The organism is Salmonella sp. SJTUF15591, from assembly GCF_043356435.1.
GTDB lineage: Bacteria > Pseudomonadota > Gammaproteobacteria > Enterobacterales > Enterobacteriaceae > Salmonella > Salmonella enterica.
In genome coordinates, this window is the sequence record NZ_JBEUJO010000017.1 from 1 (window position 1) to 18,874 (window position 18,874).

Sequence of the window (18,874 nt, forward strand, 5' to 3'; positions counted from 1 at the left end):
TAGCCCTTCAGCTGGCCTTCAAAGGCGTGATACTTTTTGCGCACCTCGCGGAAGTATGCGGCGATATTTTCCAGCTTCAGGATATCCAGCCCGGTGTCGTGCTCAGTACCTGCCAACGTCGCCACCAGCGCTTCGGTGGCCGGGTGGCCGTAGGTGGCGCTCATGGAGGAAATTGCCGTGTCCACGCCGTCAACACCCGCCTCGATAGCCTTCAGCAGGGCCATCTCCGCCATCCCGGTGGTGGCGTGACAGTGCAGGTGCAGGCGCACCTCAAAACGTTTTTTGATTTCGCTCACCAGCTCATACGCCGCCATCGGAGTGAGAATGCCGGACATATCCTTGATGGCAATCGAGTCGACGCCGGTTTCCAGCAGTTGCTCCGTTAAATCCAGCCAGGTCTGCAGCGTGTGCGCCGGGCTGGTGGTGTAACTCAGGGTCCCCTGGGCGTGCGCGCCGTGGCTGCGCACCGCCTGTAATGCGGATTTCATATTGCGCGGGTCGTTCATGGCGTCGAAGACGCGGAAGACGTCCATGCCGTTTTTGACGGCGCGTTCGACAAAGCGGGCGACCACGTCATCGGCGTAGTGGCGGTAGCCGAGCAGGTTCTGGCCGCGCAGCAGCATCTGCAGCGGGGTTTTGGGCATGGCTTTTTTCAGCTCGCGCAGGCGCAGCCACGGGTCCTCGCCGAGGAAACGGATGCAAGCGTCAAAGGTGGCGCCGCCCCAGCATTCGAGGGAGCCGTAGCCCACGTCGTCAAGCTGAGCGGCAATCGGCAGCATATCGTCAAGACGCAGGCGGGTGGCGAACAGAGACTGGTGGGCGTCACGCAGGACGACGTCGGTAATGGCAATAGTCATGGATCCCTCCGGGAATTAAGCGTTAAGGCGGTGATGGTGAATGGCGGCGGCAATCACCGGCTTTAAGCGGGTGAAGTCGTCCACGACGGGAACGGCGCGCGGTGCGGGCGCGGCGACGGGCTCCGGGAAGAAGCGAGTAATCACGGCGGACATGCCGCGAATGGCGAAAATCAGCAGGAACAGAAACGCCAGCACGAACCCCATGCCGAGGAACATCAGGGTGAAGCCTTCACCTAATAGCAGAGCTGCATTAGTCATAAAATAGCCTTCAGGCAGGAGGCACGATAATGGGGCTATTTATGACGATGAAATAATAAGGGTGGATTTCCCTGAGCCGCCCCGGCCAGAGCCCTTGGTTATTATTATCGTCATAACGTATTACCACCATTATCGTGCAATTTACGTAATCAGGTTTATTTGATAAAACTTACGTTCTGGCATATTTCATCAGCGATGAGCTCTTTACGCTGATTAAAAATAATTTTGTTCTGTTCAAACAAATTATTCCCATGGGTATCAATAGAAACAATCAGCGGGCCAAACTCTTTAACCCGACAGACCCACAGCGTTTCCGGCATCCCCAGATCGCGCCATTGGGCATCTTCAATTTCTTCCACGCACACGGCGGCTACAACCGCACAACCGGCAGGGAATACGCAGTGCAGCGCTTTGTGTTCAGCACAGCCCTCTTCGGTACCTTTACCCATACCGCCTTTACCCACAATTAATTTCACGCCAGTCTGCGCAATAAACTCTTTTTCGAATTTCTCCATACGCATGCTGGTGGTTGGGCCAACGGAGACCATTTCAAACTTATCGTCTTCGCCTTTAATTGGGCGGACAATTGGGCCAGCGTGTAAAATAGCGCCGCCGCGAACATCTACCGGAAGTTCGCGACCACCTTCAATTAAACGGCGATGGGCTACGTCACGGCAGGTAACAATATGACCGTTGAGATAAATAATATCGCCAGCCTTAATATCCGCTAAATCTTCATCTTTAATTGGCGTAGTCAGGATTTTTTTAGTCATCAGAAATTCACTCCGCTGTGAGACGTAATGGTGTAATTCAAATCTTTATCGAAAACGATGTGCCCTTTACGGTGCGACCAGCAGCCGACGTTTACCGCTACGCCGATGGTAGAAGGATGACGCGCGGTGTTTTCAATGTTCACGCCCATAACGGAGGTATTACCGGACATCCCCTGCGGCCCCAGGCCAATTTTGTTAATGCCATCTTCCAGCATTTTTTCCAGCGAGGCTGCACGCTCATTCTCGTTATGCGAACCGATCGGACGCATCAGCGCTTTTTTCGATAGCAGTGCCGCCGTTTCAACAGAGGTCGCTACGCCCACGCCAACCAGCAGCGGCGGACACGCGTTGAGGCCGTAGCTGGTCATCACATCCAGTACAAAGCGGGTCACACCTTCATAGCCTGCACCCGGCATCAGCACCATCGCTTTCCCCGGCAGAGAACAACCACCGCCTGCCATATAGGTATAAATGCTGCACTGATCGGAATTGGGAACGATTTCCCAGAAGACCGTCGGCGTACCTTTACCCACGTTTTTACCGGTGTTGTATTCATCAAAAGTTTCTACGCTGTTGTGGCGCAGCGGAGAATCTACAGTTGCTTTGATCACCGCCTCACGCAACAACGCTTCCAGCTCGCCAATCAGCGGAAAGTTCGTCCCGCACTCCACCAGAAACTGAATGACACCGGTGTCCTGGCAGGAAGGTCGATCCAGCTCTTTCGCCAGACGCTGGTTCTCAATCATGGTAGTAAAGATGACGTCGGCCAGTTTACTGGTCTCTTTCTTATGCAAATCTTCCAGTTTTGCAGTGACATCATCAGGCAAAACTTTGCCGGTATATCCCACAAACTTGGCCATAACGTCGGTCATATGGGATATCTGTTCACTTTTGCTCATAAATGCTCCTTAGTCAGAACAGCTTCCGTTAATTACGGATGAAAAGGGAAAAGGATTGGCAGCAGGATCAAGCTGACAATGGTTGAAACGATAATCAGGGGGATACCGGCCTTAGCGTAGTCGACAAATTTATAGCCACCCGCGGAGAGCACCATCATGTTGGCAGGCATACCGATAGGGGTTGCGTAGGCGCAGGAACCGCCAATGACCGTCGCCATCAGAACCGCACGCGGGTCGGCCCCCATGCCTGCGGCAATGGACAAACTCACCGGCACCAATAGCGCTGTCGTTGCGGTATTGGACATAAAGTTGGTCATCACAACGGATAAGGCGAAAACGGCGATCAGCAACATGAGCGGTGAGGAGTTTTGCCCCAGCATGCCGATTACATAGTCCGCAACCAGCTTGCCTGCCCCGGTCATTTCCAGCGCTTTTGCCAGCGCCAGGGTGCCGCCAAAGATAAAAATAGTCTGTGAATCAATGGCTTTATAGGCCTGTTTTTCCGTGAGTACGCCGCTTACTACCAGCACAAGAGCGCCAATACAACCGGTCACGGCCAGGCTGACACCGATCTTCTTCTCAAAGATCATGCCGAGGATCGTTGCGATCAACACCACCAGTGAGAGCCGTTGTTTCCACTGTGGAACATGGCTGTAGTCACGTTGCTCCCCGACGCTCCCCACCTCACCGCCGGTCGCATTATTCGGCAGAAAGCGATAGCCAATAGTCAGGAAGTAGAGAATGCCGCAGATGAGCATCGGGAGACCGATTTTTGCGTATTCAAAAAAGCCAAAGCCGCCGCCAATATTCTGTAGCGCAGACTGCGCGATAAGATTTCCCGGCGCGCCAATTAACGACAGGTTACCGCCCAACGCAGCGGCGAAAACCAGCGGCATCAGTAGACGAGAACGCGAGAAGCCCGATTTTGCCGCCACGCCGATCACCACCGGAATCAAAACCGCAGCGGTACCGGTGTTAGAGAGGACGCCAGACATCAAACCCACCACCACCATAATGGTGAAGATCAGCTGTTTTTCTGTTTTCGCGAAGCGCGTGATGACGCCGCCCACTTTGTTTGCCATACCGGTCTCGAACAACGCGCCGCCCACGATAAACATCGCGACAAAGAGGATGACGTTAGTGTCGATAAAGCCAGCAAAGGCCTGTTTGATATTCAGAACTCCGGTGATCACTAAGGCCACGCAGACAATCATGGAAGTGACGGCCAGTGGCACTTTTTCCCATACAAACATGACGATAGCGAACACCAATAAACATAAGGTAAGGGTAATGGGTTCCATATTTATAATTATCCAATCAATGATATATGATATTGTATCCAATGTTGACAGGGAGAAATTATTCCCATACAAAAACTAAGTCAAATCGTTTCTCAGGAAAGATGCAGGAGTGGGATCTACATCAAGATCGTGGTTAGATCGTTACTGGACGTGATTAATAGAATTGAAGAATTGGTTGAAGCGCCTGCGATGCTCACGCAGGCGAAAAGATCAGGCAGAAGGGTCACCAACATAGCGGGTCAGCATATTCTCCATCGAGCGAATAATGTGTTCGCGCATGCGCTGGCGTGCCAATGTTTCATCATGAAGTTCAAGAGCTTGCAGAATACTTTTATGTTCCTGAATGGAAATCACGGCATACTCTTCTTCGGTGACCTTATGCCCCATCGACAGGCCGTTCCACATATTACAGAGCAACATTTTCATTTTTTCGTTGCCAGCAACATTCCATATTTCCATATGAAATGCCTGATTCAGGTCGGAGTATTCCGCCGAGTTATTTTCCGCGAGAGCCTTTTCAGCGGCATAATGCACCTGGGCTATCCGCGAGATATCGGTGCCAGGACGAGAAGCTTTAGCCACCGCCTCACTTTCTAACAGCGCGCGAATTTCATAGTGTTCACGGATCGTTTGTTCATTGATGCCCAACACCACCGCCCCTTTATTAGGGCGCACTTTTATCAGCCCATCCGCCGCCAGAATCTGAAACGCCTCGCGCACTGGCATACTGGACACGCCGACCATTCCGGCAATGCCTTCTAACGTAATCTCCTGCCCTTCCACTAACTCCCTCGAAAGAATCGCTTTACGCAGCACTGCCGCGACCTGTTCTTTCGCTGAAAGAAGCTTAATCTTCCCTAACTTAGGCTTCTGCACTTTCCCAGTCCTTCATATGTTGACGCATTATTTCTGCTAAAGAGAGGAAATAACGCTGCATAACTTGCCCAATCTCATCACGCCGCCCCTGGCGTATGACGTCAGCCAGTTCAGCGAAAAGCTGCGCCGACTCCTGATTATCTTTTTTCAGATGCAAAATAACATAAGAGACATAACCGTCCAGGAACTGCTGATACACCTTTTCCAGATAGCGGTTATTCACATAAGAAATCAGCATCGCATGACACTCCAGTTCGCAGGATTTGTCTTCTGCGACAGCCAGCGCTTGCGCACGTATCAGGAGGGCATCGCCTACTTCGCTGGGTATCAGCGAAAACATTTCGGCGGCCATCGCGGCAATCACGCGAAAAATATGACTCACGCGATCGGCCTCAAGATGCGCGACCTGCATGTGCCTGTTGGGCAGTCGGATTAAAAAACCTTCCTGTTCGAGTGACTGTAGCGCTTCTCGAACCGGCATTCGTGAAAGACCAAGCTGCTCCGCAATACTTTCCTGCGCGAGTTCTTCTCCCGCTTTTATATTGCCGGAAAGAATTTCATAGCGAAGCATTTGCGTAATGTGATCGCGGGTTTGCGTTCTTTGGATCTTTTTCACGACGTTCTCGTTAATAACCGATAAGACGTGAGGAGTTTAGCAGATTTAGTGCTTGATTTCGTGGCTTGTTTACAGTCAAAGAAGCCGGAGCAAAAGCCCCGGCATCGGGCAGGAACAGCTTATTTATTAATAAAATCTTCACCCAACTGAATATCTTTTTTCAGCGTATCCAGCATAGCGTCCAGCGAATGTTGCTCGAAAGCGCTCAGTGTGCCGATGGATTTACGCTCTTCTACACCGTTTTTACCCAGCAGCAGCGGCTGAGAGAAGAAACGGGCATACTGACCGTCTCCTTCCACATAGGCGCATTCCACCACGCCTTTTTCGCCCTGCAGAGCGCGAACCAGAGAAAGACCGAAACGTGCGGCAGCCTGACCCATAGAGAGGGTTGCCGATCCGCCGCCGGCTTTCGCCTCGACGACTTCAGTACCGGCGTTCTGAATACGTTTAGTCAGCTCGGCCGCTTCTTGTTCGGTAAAACTTACGCCTGGAATCTGCGACAGCAGCGGCAGAATCGTCACGCCGGAGTGCCCGCCAATCACCGGGACTTCAACTTCCGTTGGCAGCTTACCTTTCAGCTCTGCAACAAAGGTATTAGAGCGGATGATATCCAGCGTGGTGACGCCAAACAGTTTGTTTTTGTCGTATACGCCTGCTTTTTTCAGCACTTCCGCCGCAATCGCAACGGTGGTGTTCACCGGGTTGGTGATAATGCCCACGCACGCTTTCGGGCAGGTTTTAGCGATCTGCTGCACCAGGTTTTTCACGATGCCGGCGTTAACGTTAAACAGGTCGGAACGGTCCATACCCGGCTTACGCGCCACACCCGCAGAAATCAGTACTACGTCAGCGCCTTCAAGCGCCGGGGTTGCGTCTTCACCGGAGAAACCTTTGATTTTTACAGCGGTGGGGATATGGCTCAAATCAACGGCCACACCGGGAGTTACTGGAGCGATGTCGTACAGGGAGAGTTCTGAACCTGAAGGCAGTTGGTTTTTTAAAAGTAATGCCAGCGCCTGACCGATACCACCAGCAGCGCCGAGGACTGCGACTTTCATCCTAAACTCCTTATTATATGATTAGCTAAGTGTCTATTGCTCCGCGGCGGCGACCTTAATTCACAAATTCAATGATTACAATCCTCACTCATCAAGAATGCGGAGTCGCGCAATTTTGGCTTTTATGCATTTAATTTGCGTAATCCGGATCGGCTGCAACCAGAGAGCAACGTTCCTACAGGTGGTGACAATATACCCTACTATCCTCTCAAAACAACATCATTTTGATAACAATTAATTTACTTTTAATCTTATTTGCGAGGCGTGACACAGGCATGTTTCTTGATAACGAAATTTGATAAAATTCCGCTCTTTCATAACATTATTTCAGCCTTAAACAAGGCAGACTGTTTGCATAAAAATTCATCTGTATGCACAATAATGTTGTTTCTACCGCCATATTACGGGTGACTTATGCGAAGCTCGGCTAAACAAGAAGAACTAGTAAGAGCGTTTAAAGCGCTCCTCAAAGAAGAAAAATTCAGCTCACAGGGCGAAATCGTCCTCGCGTTGCAGGATCAGGGCTTTGAAAATATCAATCAGTCCAAGGTCTCGCGCATGTTGACTAAGTTCGGCGCAGTGCGTACACGTAACGCAAAAATGGAAATGGTGTACTGTCTTCCGGCTGAACTGGGCGTCCCAACAACATCCAGTCCGTTGAAAAATCTGGTGCTGGATATCGACTATAACGACGCTGTCGTGGTGATTCATACCAGCCCCGGCGCGGCACAACTCATTGCACGCCTGCTGGATTCACTGGGGAAAGCAGAAGGTATTCTCGGTACGATTGCCGGCGACGATACTATCTTCACTACGCCTGCCAGCGGCTTTTCCGTAAGAGATCTGTACGAAGCCATTCTGGAACTTTTTGAACAAGAGCTTTAGTCCCACTTCCTCCGTCGTCGTACGGCGGAGGCACCTTTTTGTCCTCTCCCCTCGCCGCTTTCCTGTACGGCTATCATTTGGCAAATCATGCCCTTAAACATTCACCACATGAATGACAAATCAAAAAAACGCACAAAATGTCAAATTTTTTAACCTATTGATTTTCTTTTATTTTTCAAACGACAGCGGCGAAAAACAGCAATTTTAATTCCATAACGTTATAAAAAATAAAATTTTTAATGTCTTTAAAAAGCAGAAACAATTAGCGTGGTATTAATTAATCGCGTGATTAGTGTATACTTAATTTTGTGATGAGGGTCACGAAACAAAGACCCCAGTAAAGGAATTCGACGAGGTAAAAATCATGAAAATCAAAACCACTGTTGCAACATTAAGCATTCTGTCCGTTCTCTCTTTTGGCGCTTTCGCCGCAGAACCTATCAGCGCAGAGCAAGCGCAAAACCGTGAAGCAATCGGATCGGTTTCAGTCAGCGCTATCGGCTCATCGCCTATGGATATGAACGCCATGCTGAGCAAAAAAGCGGATGAACAAGGCGCTACGGCCTACCACATTACCGAAGCGCGTAGCGGCAGCAACTGGCACGCCACTGCCGAACTGTACAAATAAAATTCACCTGCCATCGCATATAACGTGTCGTTACTTCGCGGAGATATCGCATAAGAAAAGCCCATTAATCCGCGAGGTTGACCCTATAAAGGAATAAAAGACCATGAAAACGAAATACATTATCGCATCACTCGGCCTGGCCACTCTGCTCTCTTTCGGCGCAAATGCCGCAGTACACCAGGTTAACGCGGAACAGGCGCAGAATCTGCAACCGATGGGCACCATTTCCGTCTCGCAGATTGGCAGTACGCCAATGGACATGCGCCAGGAGATCGTCGCTAAAGCCGAAAAAGCAGGCGCTAATAGCTATCGCATCATCGAATTAAAAGAAGGTGATAACTGGCACGCCACCGCCGAGTTGTATAAGTAAACCCTCGTCGTCTAACCCGACGACTTGCCCCCGCCTGTCGGGGGCTTTTTTATGCTTTTTCAATGCCGGACATTAAACCGTAGCCGCCCCTCCAGCTCCTCTTCCGCTTCATCAAAGAGTAAAATCAGCGCCCCGTAGCGCCTGCGCAGTTTATCAGGCAGGTGAACGAACTCAATCTCTAGCGGTAGAGGTAAGATATCGCTCATTACCGCATCCCATAATGTATCAAGATCGCTTACTTTCTCACTGGCAAGACCAAACGTCTGCGTAAACTCGCGATAAAAATCGCTTTGGTTTTTAATATCACTAAAATCAAAAGTATAGACATTCATAGCCAGCCACCATCCCCGACAGACAATTGTCTGTTTTACTACTAAGCATCATTATGCAGAGGTTTCACTTCCAGAAACGCTTTTAGCCCCGGAGCACTCTTGCGCTGTTTTTGTATCTCAAATAAGTATAGTCATAAAAAAACCGACGCTTTTGGCATCGGTTCTTGTGGGTTAGCTATCGGTAAGCGCGTTCTGGTATTTATGTAACATGCCCGTCAGGCGTTTAACCGGTTCCGTCACCTGCGGCGGCGCCTCCCAGATACGTAATTTCTCCTGATAGATATCCAGCTCATCCAGCAACTGACCAAAGTAGCGTCGCCGTTTATCATCGCTTCCGGCGGAAATAACATGGTCTGCGGTACGACGAAGCTGACGGTGGAACACTGACAGATCTTCATTAACCGGTATCGGCGCGTCGCGCAGACGTTGATGAGCAATGATCATCGTTAGCGCCAGGCGAAACTTCGGCAAATCGCCAGGGAATTTATTCATCAGCAAAAAGAGTTGCTGATATAACGCAGGCAGACGGTTTTCTTTACGACGTACCACGTTGGTCGTCATTGCCGAGACCGCAGCGGAAACAAACTGATTAAGCAGCACGCGACCGGTTCGATCTTTGGATTTATCACGCACCAGCAGGATGACGATAAACGCCAGCATACAGCCGACAATTTGCCCCAACGCGCTGTCGAGGAACTGGCTGAAATGGAACGTCATCGGATTATCCAACACAATAATGTTAATCGTACTGGCCAGCGCCCCCATCGACCCCAGACGCCGTTTCTGAACCTCAATGCCGATAAAGAACCCCAATACCGCCAGGCTCAAACATAACAACAGCATACTTTGCTGCGTATTGGGAATAATCACCAGTAAATAGAGCAATCCCAGCGGCAACGCCGCCAGAGTGCCATAAATAAAATCAATGCAGACCATGCGCGGATTGGGTAAACGCATCGCCAGCGAGGTCACCACGGCAATCATCACCATCGCGCCATTACCCGATGTCCAGCCGGTCCATAGCCAGAATAATGTCCCCAGAATGCAGGAAAGCGTGGTGCGCCAGAAGTTCACCATCGCATGGTGGCGTTCAGCGGATTCCACTTTAACTACGGGCTCGCCTTGCAGGATCTCTTCTTCCGTCGCGCTGATTTTGGTGTTGCTGATCACGCCGCGTTTAAGCAGCAGATAGCGCGTCGCAGCGCCTACCCAGCTATAAAGCGTGACGGGCGTTTCGCGCTCACCGGTCCAGACAATGACACGCCGCATCCGTTTTAACTGCCTGTGGACGTCCTGTACCGTTTCAACCGGCGTCTCGAACAGTTCCCGGAATGTATCGGTAATCAGTTCCGGCCGCGTGTTTTGAATAAGATAAGTTTCACAGGATTGCGTAATCAGCGTGAGCGAAAGCGTATTCAACGCTTTCAGGCGGCGGTTAGCGCGTACCCAGCGCGAAGATTCCATATTCAGATTACTTCGCATCCCCTCCAGCGCCGCCGTGCGTCGCACCAGATCGCCCCAGGCGTTGTCGACTTCTTCGCTGTCGCCATGCTTAATACAAAGTTGCATTAGCTGATATTGCGCTACCAGTAAACTGTCCAGTTCGCGATCAACCTCCTGCTTTATCGATCGCGGCGAGAAAAGCAGATCCGCTAAAATAGCACAGCCAATGCCGATAACGATTTCGCTACAGCGCTCAAGCGCAAATTGTGGCGTGAGCAGCGGCTCCGTCTGAATGGTAATCACAATGATCAGCGCAGTATAACCTGACAGTCCCCACGCATAAGAGTTTTCGATCCGTACTAAAGAGGAGATCCAGGTACAAAAACCGGCCCAGACACAGCACACCAGAATCATTAATAGCGGCGCGCGGATCATAGAGATAATAATGATAAGCGCGGCGATACAGCCAATAAACGTCCCGATAATACGCAACATTCCGCGATAACGGATAGCGCCGGAATAGGGTTCCCCGCCGGCGGCAAATGCCGGGCCTGCCGCCACGATCGCGGCGGTCAGCACCGCCCAACGCGGCGTCTCCAGTTGAAAATGGAAGCCGATAAATAATGCCAGCACAATGGCGCACGCCAGCTTTACCGCAAAACGAATGTGCTGGTTGGCAATGGAGAAAATGCCCATGACGATTAACCGAATTCGCGCAGCCGGTGCGCCAGTTTACGGAAGAAGGAGTCCTGGCTTGCGTCACGATCCTGCTTACCGGTGATCACGACGGTTGCCGTCGTACCGGCAGGCCACAAATTCCCCTGCTGCTCGTCAAGCCGGATGCGCACCGGGACACGCTGGGCCAGACGCACCCATTCGAGGTTAGAGTCTATCGTCGCCATCCCTTTCGCATCGCTGGTACTGCTGGCATTCGTTACCCCTGCCGCCACGCTATCGACGGTACCTTTTAATACCCGGTTGCTGCCAAGCGGCGTGATTTCGGCACGATATCCCGGACGCACGCCTTCCAGCTTGGTCTCTTCCATATAGGCCTGCACGTAAAAAGAGTTCTTTTTCACCAGGGCGACGGCTGTGGAACCGCGGGTAATAAATTCACCGGCATAAACATTAAGGTTAGTCACCCAGCCGTCGGCAGGCGCGCGAATGACGGTGCGTTCCAGATCGAGTTTAGCCAGATCGCGCGTCGCCTGGGCTTTAGCCAGTTGATGCAGTACAGTCTGCAAGACATTGTTCGCCTGATCGATCTCTTCCCGGGACATCGCCTGTACGCCGAGGCGATTACGGCGACCGGCTTCCTGGCGTTTTTCCTGCGCCAGGACCTGATAATAGGCTACATCAGCTTCCGCTTCCGCCAGCGCTTTTTGATAGCGTGGCTGATCGATGGTAAACAGGACCTGATCCTTTTTCACCAGTTGGTTATCATGCACGTTTACATGGGTAATCAGGCCCGCGACATCCGGGGCAATAGCGACGACATCGGCGCTAAAACGCGCGTCGCGCGTCCAGGGAGATTCGGTGTAATACACCCAGGCGCGGAAAATGGCGATAAAGGCCAGAATAACCAGTACGAGGGTAATGGCCGTACGGGAGAGTTTTCTTGTTAGTGTTTTCACTTCAACCTCAAACGAACAGGCGCGATATTAAATAAAACAGACAACAATACAGCGCGGTATTGAACAAAGCCGGATGCCAGACAAAATCATAGATACCCGTCGGCACAAGCATCCGACGCACCAGCCAAAAAATAGCCAGTGACAAAAGCAATTCGAAAAATATCGGTGGGAAGGAAAGACCAAACACCACGATAACGGGAAACAGACTCATGTTGACCTTGATTTCTGAGAGAGAGCAGGCGATAGATTGTTAAGCTACATCGCCGCAGAGAAGGGCAAGAGACGCCAGGCGAGAGCGACATAGCTCTTATTCGAATAATAGTATATTAACGTAATTGTTATGCTGTTATCTATATTATGTGATCTAAATCACTTTTAAGCCAGAGTGAATAATGGAACGATTAAAACGAATGTCGGTATTCGCCAAAGTTGTCGAGTTTGGCTCTTTTACCGCCGCAGCCAGACAGCTGCAAATGAGCGTATCGTCCATCAGCCAGACTGTGGCGAAACTGGAAGATGAGCTTCAGGTTAAATTGCTCAACCGCAGCACACGCAGCATTGGGCTCACCGAAGCTGGAAAAATCTATTATCAGGGCTGTCGTCGTATGCTGCATGAAGTGCAGGATGTTCACGAGCAGCTTTACGCTTTTAATAACACGCCTATCGGTACATTGCGTATCGGCTGTTCTTCAACCATGGCGCAAAATGTGCTGGCCGGGCTTACCGCAAAATTATTAAAAGAGTATCCCGGTCTGGCGGTCAATCTGATGACAGGAATTCCGGCCCCGGATTTAATTGCCGACGGGCTGGACGTGGTGATCCGCGTGGGCGCGCTGCAAGACTCCAGCCTGTTTTCCCGTCGACTCGGCGCGATGCCGATGGTTGTGTGCGCCGCCAAGCCCTACCTCGCTCAGTACGGCGTCCCGGAAAAACCCGCCGATCTCAGTAGCCATTCCTGGCTGGAATATAGCGTGCGCCCGGATAATGAGTTTGAACTTATCGCGCCGGAAGGAATTTCTACCCGACTGATTCCACAGGGGCGGTTCGTCACTAACGATCCGATGACGCTGGTACGCTGGCTGACCGCCGGAACCGGAATCGCCTATGTGCCGCTGATGTGGGTGATCGATGAGATCAATCGTGGCGATCTGGAGATCCTGCTGCCTCGCTATCAGTCCGATCCTCGTCCGGTGTACGCGCTGTACACCGAAAAAGATAAGCTGCCGCTTAAAGTGCAGGTAGTGATTAACGCGTTAACTGACTATTTTGTCGATGTCGCACACCTGTTTCAGGGGATGCACGGGCGAGGGAAAGAAAAATAAAAACACCGGGTAATTGCTGAAGACGATTGTAGGCCAGATGCCACCCGACGCAGACATTGCCTGATGGCGCTGCGCTTATCAGGCCTGGGGGCACATACCACAGGCCTGATAAGGCGGACAGTTATGCGGTGCCGCCAACCGTCAGGTTATCGACTTTCAGCGTCGGCTGGCCTACGCCTACCGGCAGACTTTGCCCCTCTTTACCGCAAACCCCCACCCCGTTATCCAGCTTAAGGTCATTGCCGACCATGGAGATCTGTTGCATCGTTTCAATGCCTGATCCAATTAACGTCGCGCCCTTCACCGGCGTCGTGACTTTGCCGTTTTCAATCAGATACGCTTCCGAGGTAGAGAACACAAACTTGCCGGAGGTGATATCCACCTGACCGCCGCCAAAGTTAGGCGCATAGATGCCGTACTCAACGGATTCGATAATTTCCTGCGGCGTTGACTGCCCCGCCAACATATAGGTATTCGTCATACGCGGCATCGGCAGATGCGCATAAGATTCGCGACGCCCGTTACCGGTCGGCGCAGCGCCCATCAGGCGCGCGTTCAGCTTGTCCTGCATGTATCCTTTCAGCACGCCATTTTCAATCAATACGTTGTACTGGCCTGGCGTACCTTCATCATCGATAGCAACGGAGCCGCGACGGTTCATCATTGTGCCGTCGTCCACTACGGTGCAAAGCGCGGAGGCAACCTGCTCGCCGATCTGACCGCTAAACACAGATGTCCCACGACGGTTAAAATCACCTTCCAGCCCGTGACCGACCGCTTCGTGCAGCAATACGCCCGGCCACCCGGCGCCCAGAACCACCGGTAACGTCCCCGCTGGCGCAGCGACCGCGGAGAGATTAACCAGCGCCATGCGTACCGCTTCTTTCGCCCACGCGTCGGCGCGAACCTCGCCGTCGAGATCGGCAAGAAAATACTCATAACCAAAGCGACCGCCGCCGCCGCTGGCGCCGCGCTCGCGTTTACCGTCTTCTTCCACCTGCACGCTAACGGACAACCGCACCAGTGGACGGACATCCGCCGCCAGCGTCCCGTCGGTCGCCGCCACGAGGATTAATTCATATACGCCGGTCAGGCTGGCGTTAACTTCCTGCACGCGTTTATCGGCTTCTCGCGCCACTTTATCAACGCGTCTGAGGATATCCAGCTTCTCTTCGCGGCTCATACTTTGCAGCGGATCAAGGGTGGTGTAGAGCGGCTGATGCGCTACGGCGGCGAGCGTTTTTACCTTGCCTTCGCCGTTCTCTCGTACAATGGTTCGCGCTGCCTGCGCACTCTGCTCCAGCGCCAGGAGGCTTATCTGGTCAGCATAAGCAAAACCGGTTTTTTCGCCGCTAATGGCGCGAACGCCAACGCCCTGGTCGATATTATATGAACCATCTTTAATGATGCGGTCTTCTAAAACCCAGGATTCGTGATAGCTCGACTGAAAATAGAGGTCGCCATAATCAAGACGGCGTTCGGCCAGTTGGCCCAAAATAGCGAACAGATCCTGATGGTTCAGGCCATTCGCCGCTAGCAATTGTTCACTTACCAGGTTCAGACTCATCGTTTTTGCTACTCGTTGATTTCTGCCGGATGGCGGTTCACGCCTTATCCGGACTACGTTGTTAGATTGTACAAACCGGATAAACGCAGCGCCGTCCGGCATGACTATTTACTGAGAGTGGGGCAATTCCTCGCCCCCGTCAAATCATTGCTGGCTTTCTTTTATCGGTTGGCGCAGAACTTCGTTGATCTGCGGCGCATCGACCGGACCGGTAATGCGATATCGCAAAATGGAGACCTTGCTCCATAGCGGCCCCAACACTTTACTGGCGGCAAATACCGCCGCGCCGACAATCGGGTTAACGGCAAACGCGGCGGCGACGCCCACGGTGGCGGAAATTTCCGGCGCGACAACGGCCTCCATATCAAGACGACGACGCACCAGATCAACAGAACCTTTCATTGCAATATCCGCTTCCAGCCCATCCACCAGCGTATCGTCAGTATGCAGGACGCCATCTTTAATCCACGCGGTACTATGAATAGAGTCGAAATAGAAGCCCTCGCTAAAGGTATCTCTGAAGTCAAACCGCAGCTTACGCAGCAACGCATCAAAACTGAGCAGCCGCAGTAACTGTCCGGCATGACCGCTACTAAGATCAGTAAACTCGCCTTTGCCCAGACGCGTACGTAAAATCCCGTTGAGCGTGGCTTCCTCAGGTTGCCAGGGCGGGTTTCGCCAGTGCAGATCGTAATCTACGTTAAAAGACGCGTTCTGGATTGGCGTCGAGATACCGAAGAACCCGGCAGCCGTGTCGAGGTTACTACCATGCAGGCTACCTTTCAGCGAGGTTCGTTCATTACCCGGCGCATTCACCCACTCGCCGTTCGCTTTCAAACGGGCGAATCCGGTATCGATCAGGCCATTCGCCAGAGTCAGCGTATTGCCTTTGATGGCGAAATCGCCATCAATACGCCCATATTTTTGCCCCCACAGCCAGCACTCTTCGCAGCGAAGCTGTAAGTCCGGCCAGCCGCGGAAGCTAATCGTGTTCGCCGAAGCCAACGGCGATGTCGGCGTTGGTGACGAGGCGTGCGTTTTTGCGACGCCAGGGTTGTAGTACAGGTACTTAATGTTCGCCAGCCACGGCGCATGGTTGCGCATGAGCAGCGTGGCGTTCACCTCACGGCCCTGCGCTTCAATTTTTGTTCCGTTCAGCGAGGGGGCTGAAACGACGCTCAAATTGTTCCACTGCTGGCCGCCCAGCGATAGCGCGGGAGTACGCAACGTGACGCGTTGAGGAAACTCGGCCGAACTGCTCACGTTATCCGCCGCGCCTTTCTGGAATAACGCCAGCCATTGCGCGCCATCCAGCGCCGGCAGATTGAGTTCAACGCCTTGTTGAGCAGGTAATGGCGGAATCGTCCGGCTGTCCGTCGTCCAGATAGCCCGATCCAACGTCAGCTTCTGATTTAATAACCAGCGGCTGTTAAAGTGATTTTTACTCCCTGCGCTCCCCGTTAGCGCAAAACTTTTCAGGTTGCCGTCAGCCTGAATGTTCACCGGAATGGCTTCGCCTGCGGGTTTATTTAGCGGAGAAGGTAAGTAACTGCTCACATTTCTCAGATCGCCGTTCAGCTCGATGTGATAAGTGGTGTCAGCGTGATACGGAAGATCGATGCCGACTTTACCATTCCACGTCACGCTGCCGCTCAGGGCGTCATTCAGTTGCGGCGGTAAGACGCCCATACGCGTTGGCTGCCAGTTACCGTTCAGGTTGACGGCGACCTGATAGGCTTTTGCCCCTTCCGTCGTACTGAAATCCAGGTTAAGCGGCTGATTAAACCAGTTTGCCGTCAGCGGCCCGCTTTTTAGCGCGCCATTCACAAAGCTGAATTTACCGTTCAGATTTTTGAGCGTGCTGTTTAGCGGCTTAATAAACAGACTGTTATTACGCAACGAGACATCGCCCTCGGCGGTAACCTGTTCTCCGTCCAGCGGAATATCAAGATGTAAGCGAGCATTCACATCGCCATCTAACTGGAGCTCCGCCAGCGTCGAGCCAAGCGAGTCTTTTAGCGGCGTCTCGTCAAAATAAGGCCCAACGGCTTTTCCCGGCCCGTTAATATCGGCATCAATGAGCAGTTTCTCTTTGGAATAATCCGGAATCGCCGCCGCGAGTTTGCTGGCCTTCACCCCGCCCAAATCGACGCTATCCGAACGCATCCACAGACCGTCGTTCAGGAAATCCAGTTCAATGTTGAGATTTTTTAGCGCCGGCCAGTCGGGTTGAAAGGCAAACGTCGCATTGCGCAGCGGCACCAGCACTTCAAACTGACCTTCGTTATGCTTATAGGGAAAGAGGTGCGGGTTACCACCGTAAACCAACGTGGCGTTATCCGCCTCGCCGCCCTGAATCGCGCCGCTAAGGTAATCGACCAGCGCTTTGCCCATCAGGTTTTCCGGAAAATAGCGCCACGCCTGAGATCCATCATCGGTACTGATTCCGGCCAGAATACCCAGCCACGGTTCGTCGCCCGTCGGTTGCAGATAGCGGAACCCGCCGCGCGCATGTACCGCCTTTGCTTTGACGTCAATGTCGCGGCCACCAAGCTGAAAGCCGTTCTCATTCTTCAACCAGCTAAGCGTCGCGACGCCGTTTTCAATTTCCAGCGGCGCGCGAAAAACGGTTTCATAGGGCATCTTAGCCTGCTGCATCGCAACCTTCATCTGCCCGTCTTCTACGCTTCCCGCCAGCGTACCGGAAAAATGTTCCGCGCCGGGCAACAGCTTCCACTGTTTCCAGGCAAGATTTTCCCACGATGCCTGAAAACGCGTTTTTTCGGTCGCCTGTAGCGGAATATCCAGCGCCAGTGTGGCGATCTTTCCGCTCGGCTGCGTAGCCTGCCATATTTCGCCCAGCACAGGCGACAGTTTAGCCGCCAGCGGACGTAATGCTTCCAGCCCCGCCAGTTCAAGATTACTGGCGCGAATGCGTAGCTCATCGCTACGTGTGTGATTCTCGCCGCCGACGTCCTGCTGCGGGAGCCAGGCCACGGTTAAGGCTCCGCTCGGCCAGGGTTTACCATCAAGCGTAATCCGTGTGTCCGGAATATAAAACTGCCAGCCCGGCTGCTCGCGGCTAATCTGCGCCGTCAGGTTATCGACAGACAGCGTGTGCGTCGTGTTATCGCCCAGCCAGCTTGCGCCGCCCTGTTTCAGCCAGACGTCTCCTCCGGCGATTTCACCTTTACTGAGCGTCATCCAGCCTTCCAGACTGAAACGCGCCGTCTGGAGCGCCACATTATCCTGCATCCATTTGCCCAGCCACGGCTTGACGTCAATATCGTCGGCCTGTAACCAGACTCTGCCGTTATTCAGCAAACCGTCGTCATCGCGTAAATCCATCCGCACCTGCATCACGCCGTGCTGCCCGGTCAGGCTGGAGAGACTGACCTCGCCTTCGGCGCGGTGCCGCTCTTTGCCGTTTAGCCAGGTAAGCTGTGGGATCGCCAGCTCCGCGCGTTGTCCGGAAAGCGTCAGAAAACTGATTTGGCTATCGCGCAGATCGAAATGATCGAACTGCCGCAGGAAAAGATCGCTTAAACGGCTGGTTTCGATGCCTTCGCCGTCGCTGCTTTGAAGAGGCGTGTTGGTGCGGAAATTGAGTTGCCAGAAGGTCAGGTCGCGAAACTGCCAGCGCATATGCAACAGGCTTTGCCAGACGTCCAGCGCCAGCGTAACGCGTTTTATCGACAGTTCGCCGCCATCTTTCAGGGCGGCATGAATATTATGCGCTTCCAGCGTAGGGCCAAAATTTTGCCAGCTTGCGGAGAGTTGGCTGGCGGCCACCGGCACGCCGGTCACAGACTCAATCTTATTCAGGATAGCTGGACGCCAGGCGTCAAGATGAGGCAACGCCAGGCGCAGCCCGCTAACCAGCAGCGCTGCAATGACGATGAGCGCGGCTCCAGTGAGCAATAAAATCCCCGGCAATCGCCTCACGCGTCTCTCCTTGTCTGCCAAAAAATACGACTCACACCCCTTGAAGGTATATTGCCGGATGGCGGCGCTTGCGCCTTATCCGGCCTACATGCGCTGGTGCTACTACTCAA

General features: G+C 52.7%; 18 protein-coding genes. 4 read left to right on the forward strand and 14 right to left on the reverse strand.

Features of this window, described 5'->3' with window-relative positions; all coding sequences use genetic code 11:
* The 8 genes from ABVM99_RS23060 to mdh all read right to left on the reverse strand — a co-directional run.
* The coding region (locus ABVM99_RS23060) for a pyruvate carboxylase subunit B (RefSeq protein ID WP_393927400.1) at positions 1–857 on the reverse strand (857 nt) is incomplete at its 3' end.
* 15 nt (positions 858–872) lie between these two features.
* Positions 873–1,115, reverse strand: a complete 243-nt coding sequence (locus ABVM99_RS23065; protein ID WP_000180123.1) for an oxaloacetate decarboxylase subunit gamma — start codon at positions 1,113–1,115, stop codon at positions 873–875.
* 155 nt (positions 1,116–1,270) lie between these two features.
* The gene (gene ttdB, locus ABVM99_RS23070; protein WP_000162406.1) at positions 1,271–1,888 is read right to left on the reverse strand and encodes a L(+)-tartrate dehydratase subunit beta; all 618 of its coding nucleotides are present in this window, start codon (positions 1,886–1,888) and stop codon (positions 1,271–1,273) included.
* On the reverse strand, positions 1,888–2,787 hold the full coding sequence (gene ttdA / locus ABVM99_RS23075; protein WP_000045349.1) for a L(+)-tartrate dehydratase subunit alpha: 900 nt from the start codon (positions 2,785–2,787) through the stop codon (positions 1,888–1,890). Before ttdA ends, ttdB begins: the two co-directional genes overlap by 1 nt.
* Before the next feature lie 32 nt (positions 2,788–2,819).
* Positions 2,820–4,088 carry an SLC13 family permease gene (locus ABVM99_RS23080; protein ID WP_017441461.1) on the reverse strand — a complete coding sequence of 423 codons (1,269 nt, stop codon included), beginning with the start codon at positions 4,086–4,088 and terminating at the stop codon, positions 2,820–2,822.
* Between the two features lie 210 nt (positions 4,089–4,298).
* Entirely contained in the window at positions 4,299–4,964 is a 666-nt protein-coding gene (locus tag ABVM99_RS23085; protein WP_001171581.1) for a GntR family transcriptional regulator, read from the reverse strand.
* The gene (locus ABVM99_RS23090; protein WP_000723776.1) at positions 4,951–5,580 is read right to left on the reverse strand and encodes a GntR family transcriptional regulator; all 630 of its coding nucleotides are present in this window, start codon (positions 5,578–5,580) and stop codon (positions 4,951–4,953) included. Before ABVM99_RS23090 ends, ABVM99_RS23085 begins: the two co-directional genes overlap by 14 nt.
* Before the next feature lie 119 nt (positions 5,581–5,699).
* The gene (gene mdh, locus ABVM99_RS23095) at positions 5,700–6,638 is read right to left on the reverse strand and encodes a malate dehydrogenase (RefSeq protein ID WP_000861586.1); all 939 of its coding nucleotides are present in this window, start codon (positions 6,636–6,638) and stop codon (positions 5,700–5,702) included.
* Positions 6,639–7,052: 414 nt separating this feature from the next.
* On the opposite strand from mdh, the gene argR reads away from it, so the two are divergent.
* From argR to yhcN-B, 3 genes are all read left to right on the forward strand, one after another.
* The gene (argR, locus tag ABVM99_RS23100; RefSeq protein WP_001257852.1) at positions 7,053–7,523 is read left to right on the forward strand and encodes a transcriptional regulator ArgR; all 471 of its coding nucleotides are present in this window, start codon (positions 7,053–7,055) and stop codon (positions 7,521–7,523) included.
* A 364-nt stretch (positions 7,524–7,887) separates the two neighbouring features.
* Positions 7,888–8,151 (forward strand): peroxide/acid stress response protein YhcN, encoded by a 264-nt coding sequence (gene yhcN, locus ABVM99_RS23105; RefSeq protein ID WP_000695693.1) that lies wholly within the window; start codon positions 7,888–7,890, stop codon positions 8,149–8,151.
* Positions 8,152–8,254: 103 nt separating this feature from the next.
* Positions 8,255–8,521: a DUF1471 family stress response protein YhcN-B gene (yhcN-B, locus tag ABVM99_RS23110; protein ID WP_000853277.1), complete on the forward strand. Its 267-nt coding sequence runs from the start codon at positions 8,255–8,257 to the stop codon at positions 8,519–8,521.
* Between the two features lie 59 nt (positions 8,522–8,580).
* Here yhcN-B and ABVM99_RS23115 read toward each other — a convergent pair whose 3' ends face one another.
* From ABVM99_RS23115 to aaeX, 4 genes are all read right to left on the reverse strand, one after another.
* Positions 8,581–8,853, reverse strand: coding sequence for a barnase inhibitor (locus tag ABVM99_RS23115; protein WP_023194496.1), 273 nt, complete (start codon positions 8,851–8,853; stop codon positions 8,581–8,583).
* A 171-nt stretch (positions 8,854–9,024) separates the two neighbouring features.
* Positions 9,025–10,992 carry a p-hydroxybenzoic acid efflux pump subunit AaeB gene (gene aaeB, locus ABVM99_RS23120; protein WP_023194497.1) on the reverse strand — a complete coding sequence of 656 codons (1,968 nt, stop codon included), beginning with the start codon at positions 10,990–10,992 and terminating at the stop codon, positions 9,025–9,027.
* Positions 10,993–10,997: 5 nt separating this feature from the next.
* Positions 10,998–11,930 (reverse strand): p-hydroxybenzoic acid efflux pump subunit AaeA, encoded by a 933-nt coding sequence (gene aaeA, locus ABVM99_RS23125; protein WP_000855134.1) that lies wholly within the window; start codon positions 11,928–11,930, stop codon positions 10,998–11,000.
* A gap of 7 nt (positions 11,931–11,937) precedes the next feature.
* Positions 11,938–12,141: a p-hydroxybenzoic acid efflux pump operon protein AaeX gene (aaeX, locus tag ABVM99_RS23130; protein WP_000051840.1), complete on the reverse strand. Its 204-nt coding sequence runs from the start codon at positions 12,139–12,141 to the stop codon at positions 11,938–11,940.
* A gap of 181 nt (positions 12,142–12,322) precedes the next feature.
* Here aaeX and aaeR point away from each other — a divergent pair, with 181 nt between their 5' ends.
* A complete protein-coding gene (aaeR, locus tag ABVM99_RS23135; protein WP_023194498.1) occupies positions 12,323–13,252 on the forward strand; it encodes an HTH-type transcriptional activator AaeR in 930 nt (309 codons plus the stop codon).
* Positions 13,253–13,373: 121 nt separating this feature from the next.
* Here the strand turns inward: aaeR and tldD are convergent, their stop codons facing one another.
* Positions 13,374–14,819, reverse strand: a complete 1,446-nt coding sequence (gene tldD / locus ABVM99_RS23140; protein WP_000055940.1) for a metalloprotease TldD — start codon at positions 14,817–14,819, stop codon at positions 13,374–13,376.
* A gap of 144 nt (positions 14,820–14,963) precedes the next feature.
* Positions 14,964–18,764, reverse strand: coding sequence for an AsmA2 domain-containing protein YhdP (yhdP, locus tag ABVM99_RS23145; protein WP_023194499.1), 3,801 nt, complete (start codon positions 18,762–18,764; stop codon positions 14,964–14,966).
* Positions 18,765–18,874 lie beyond the last annotated feature (110 nt).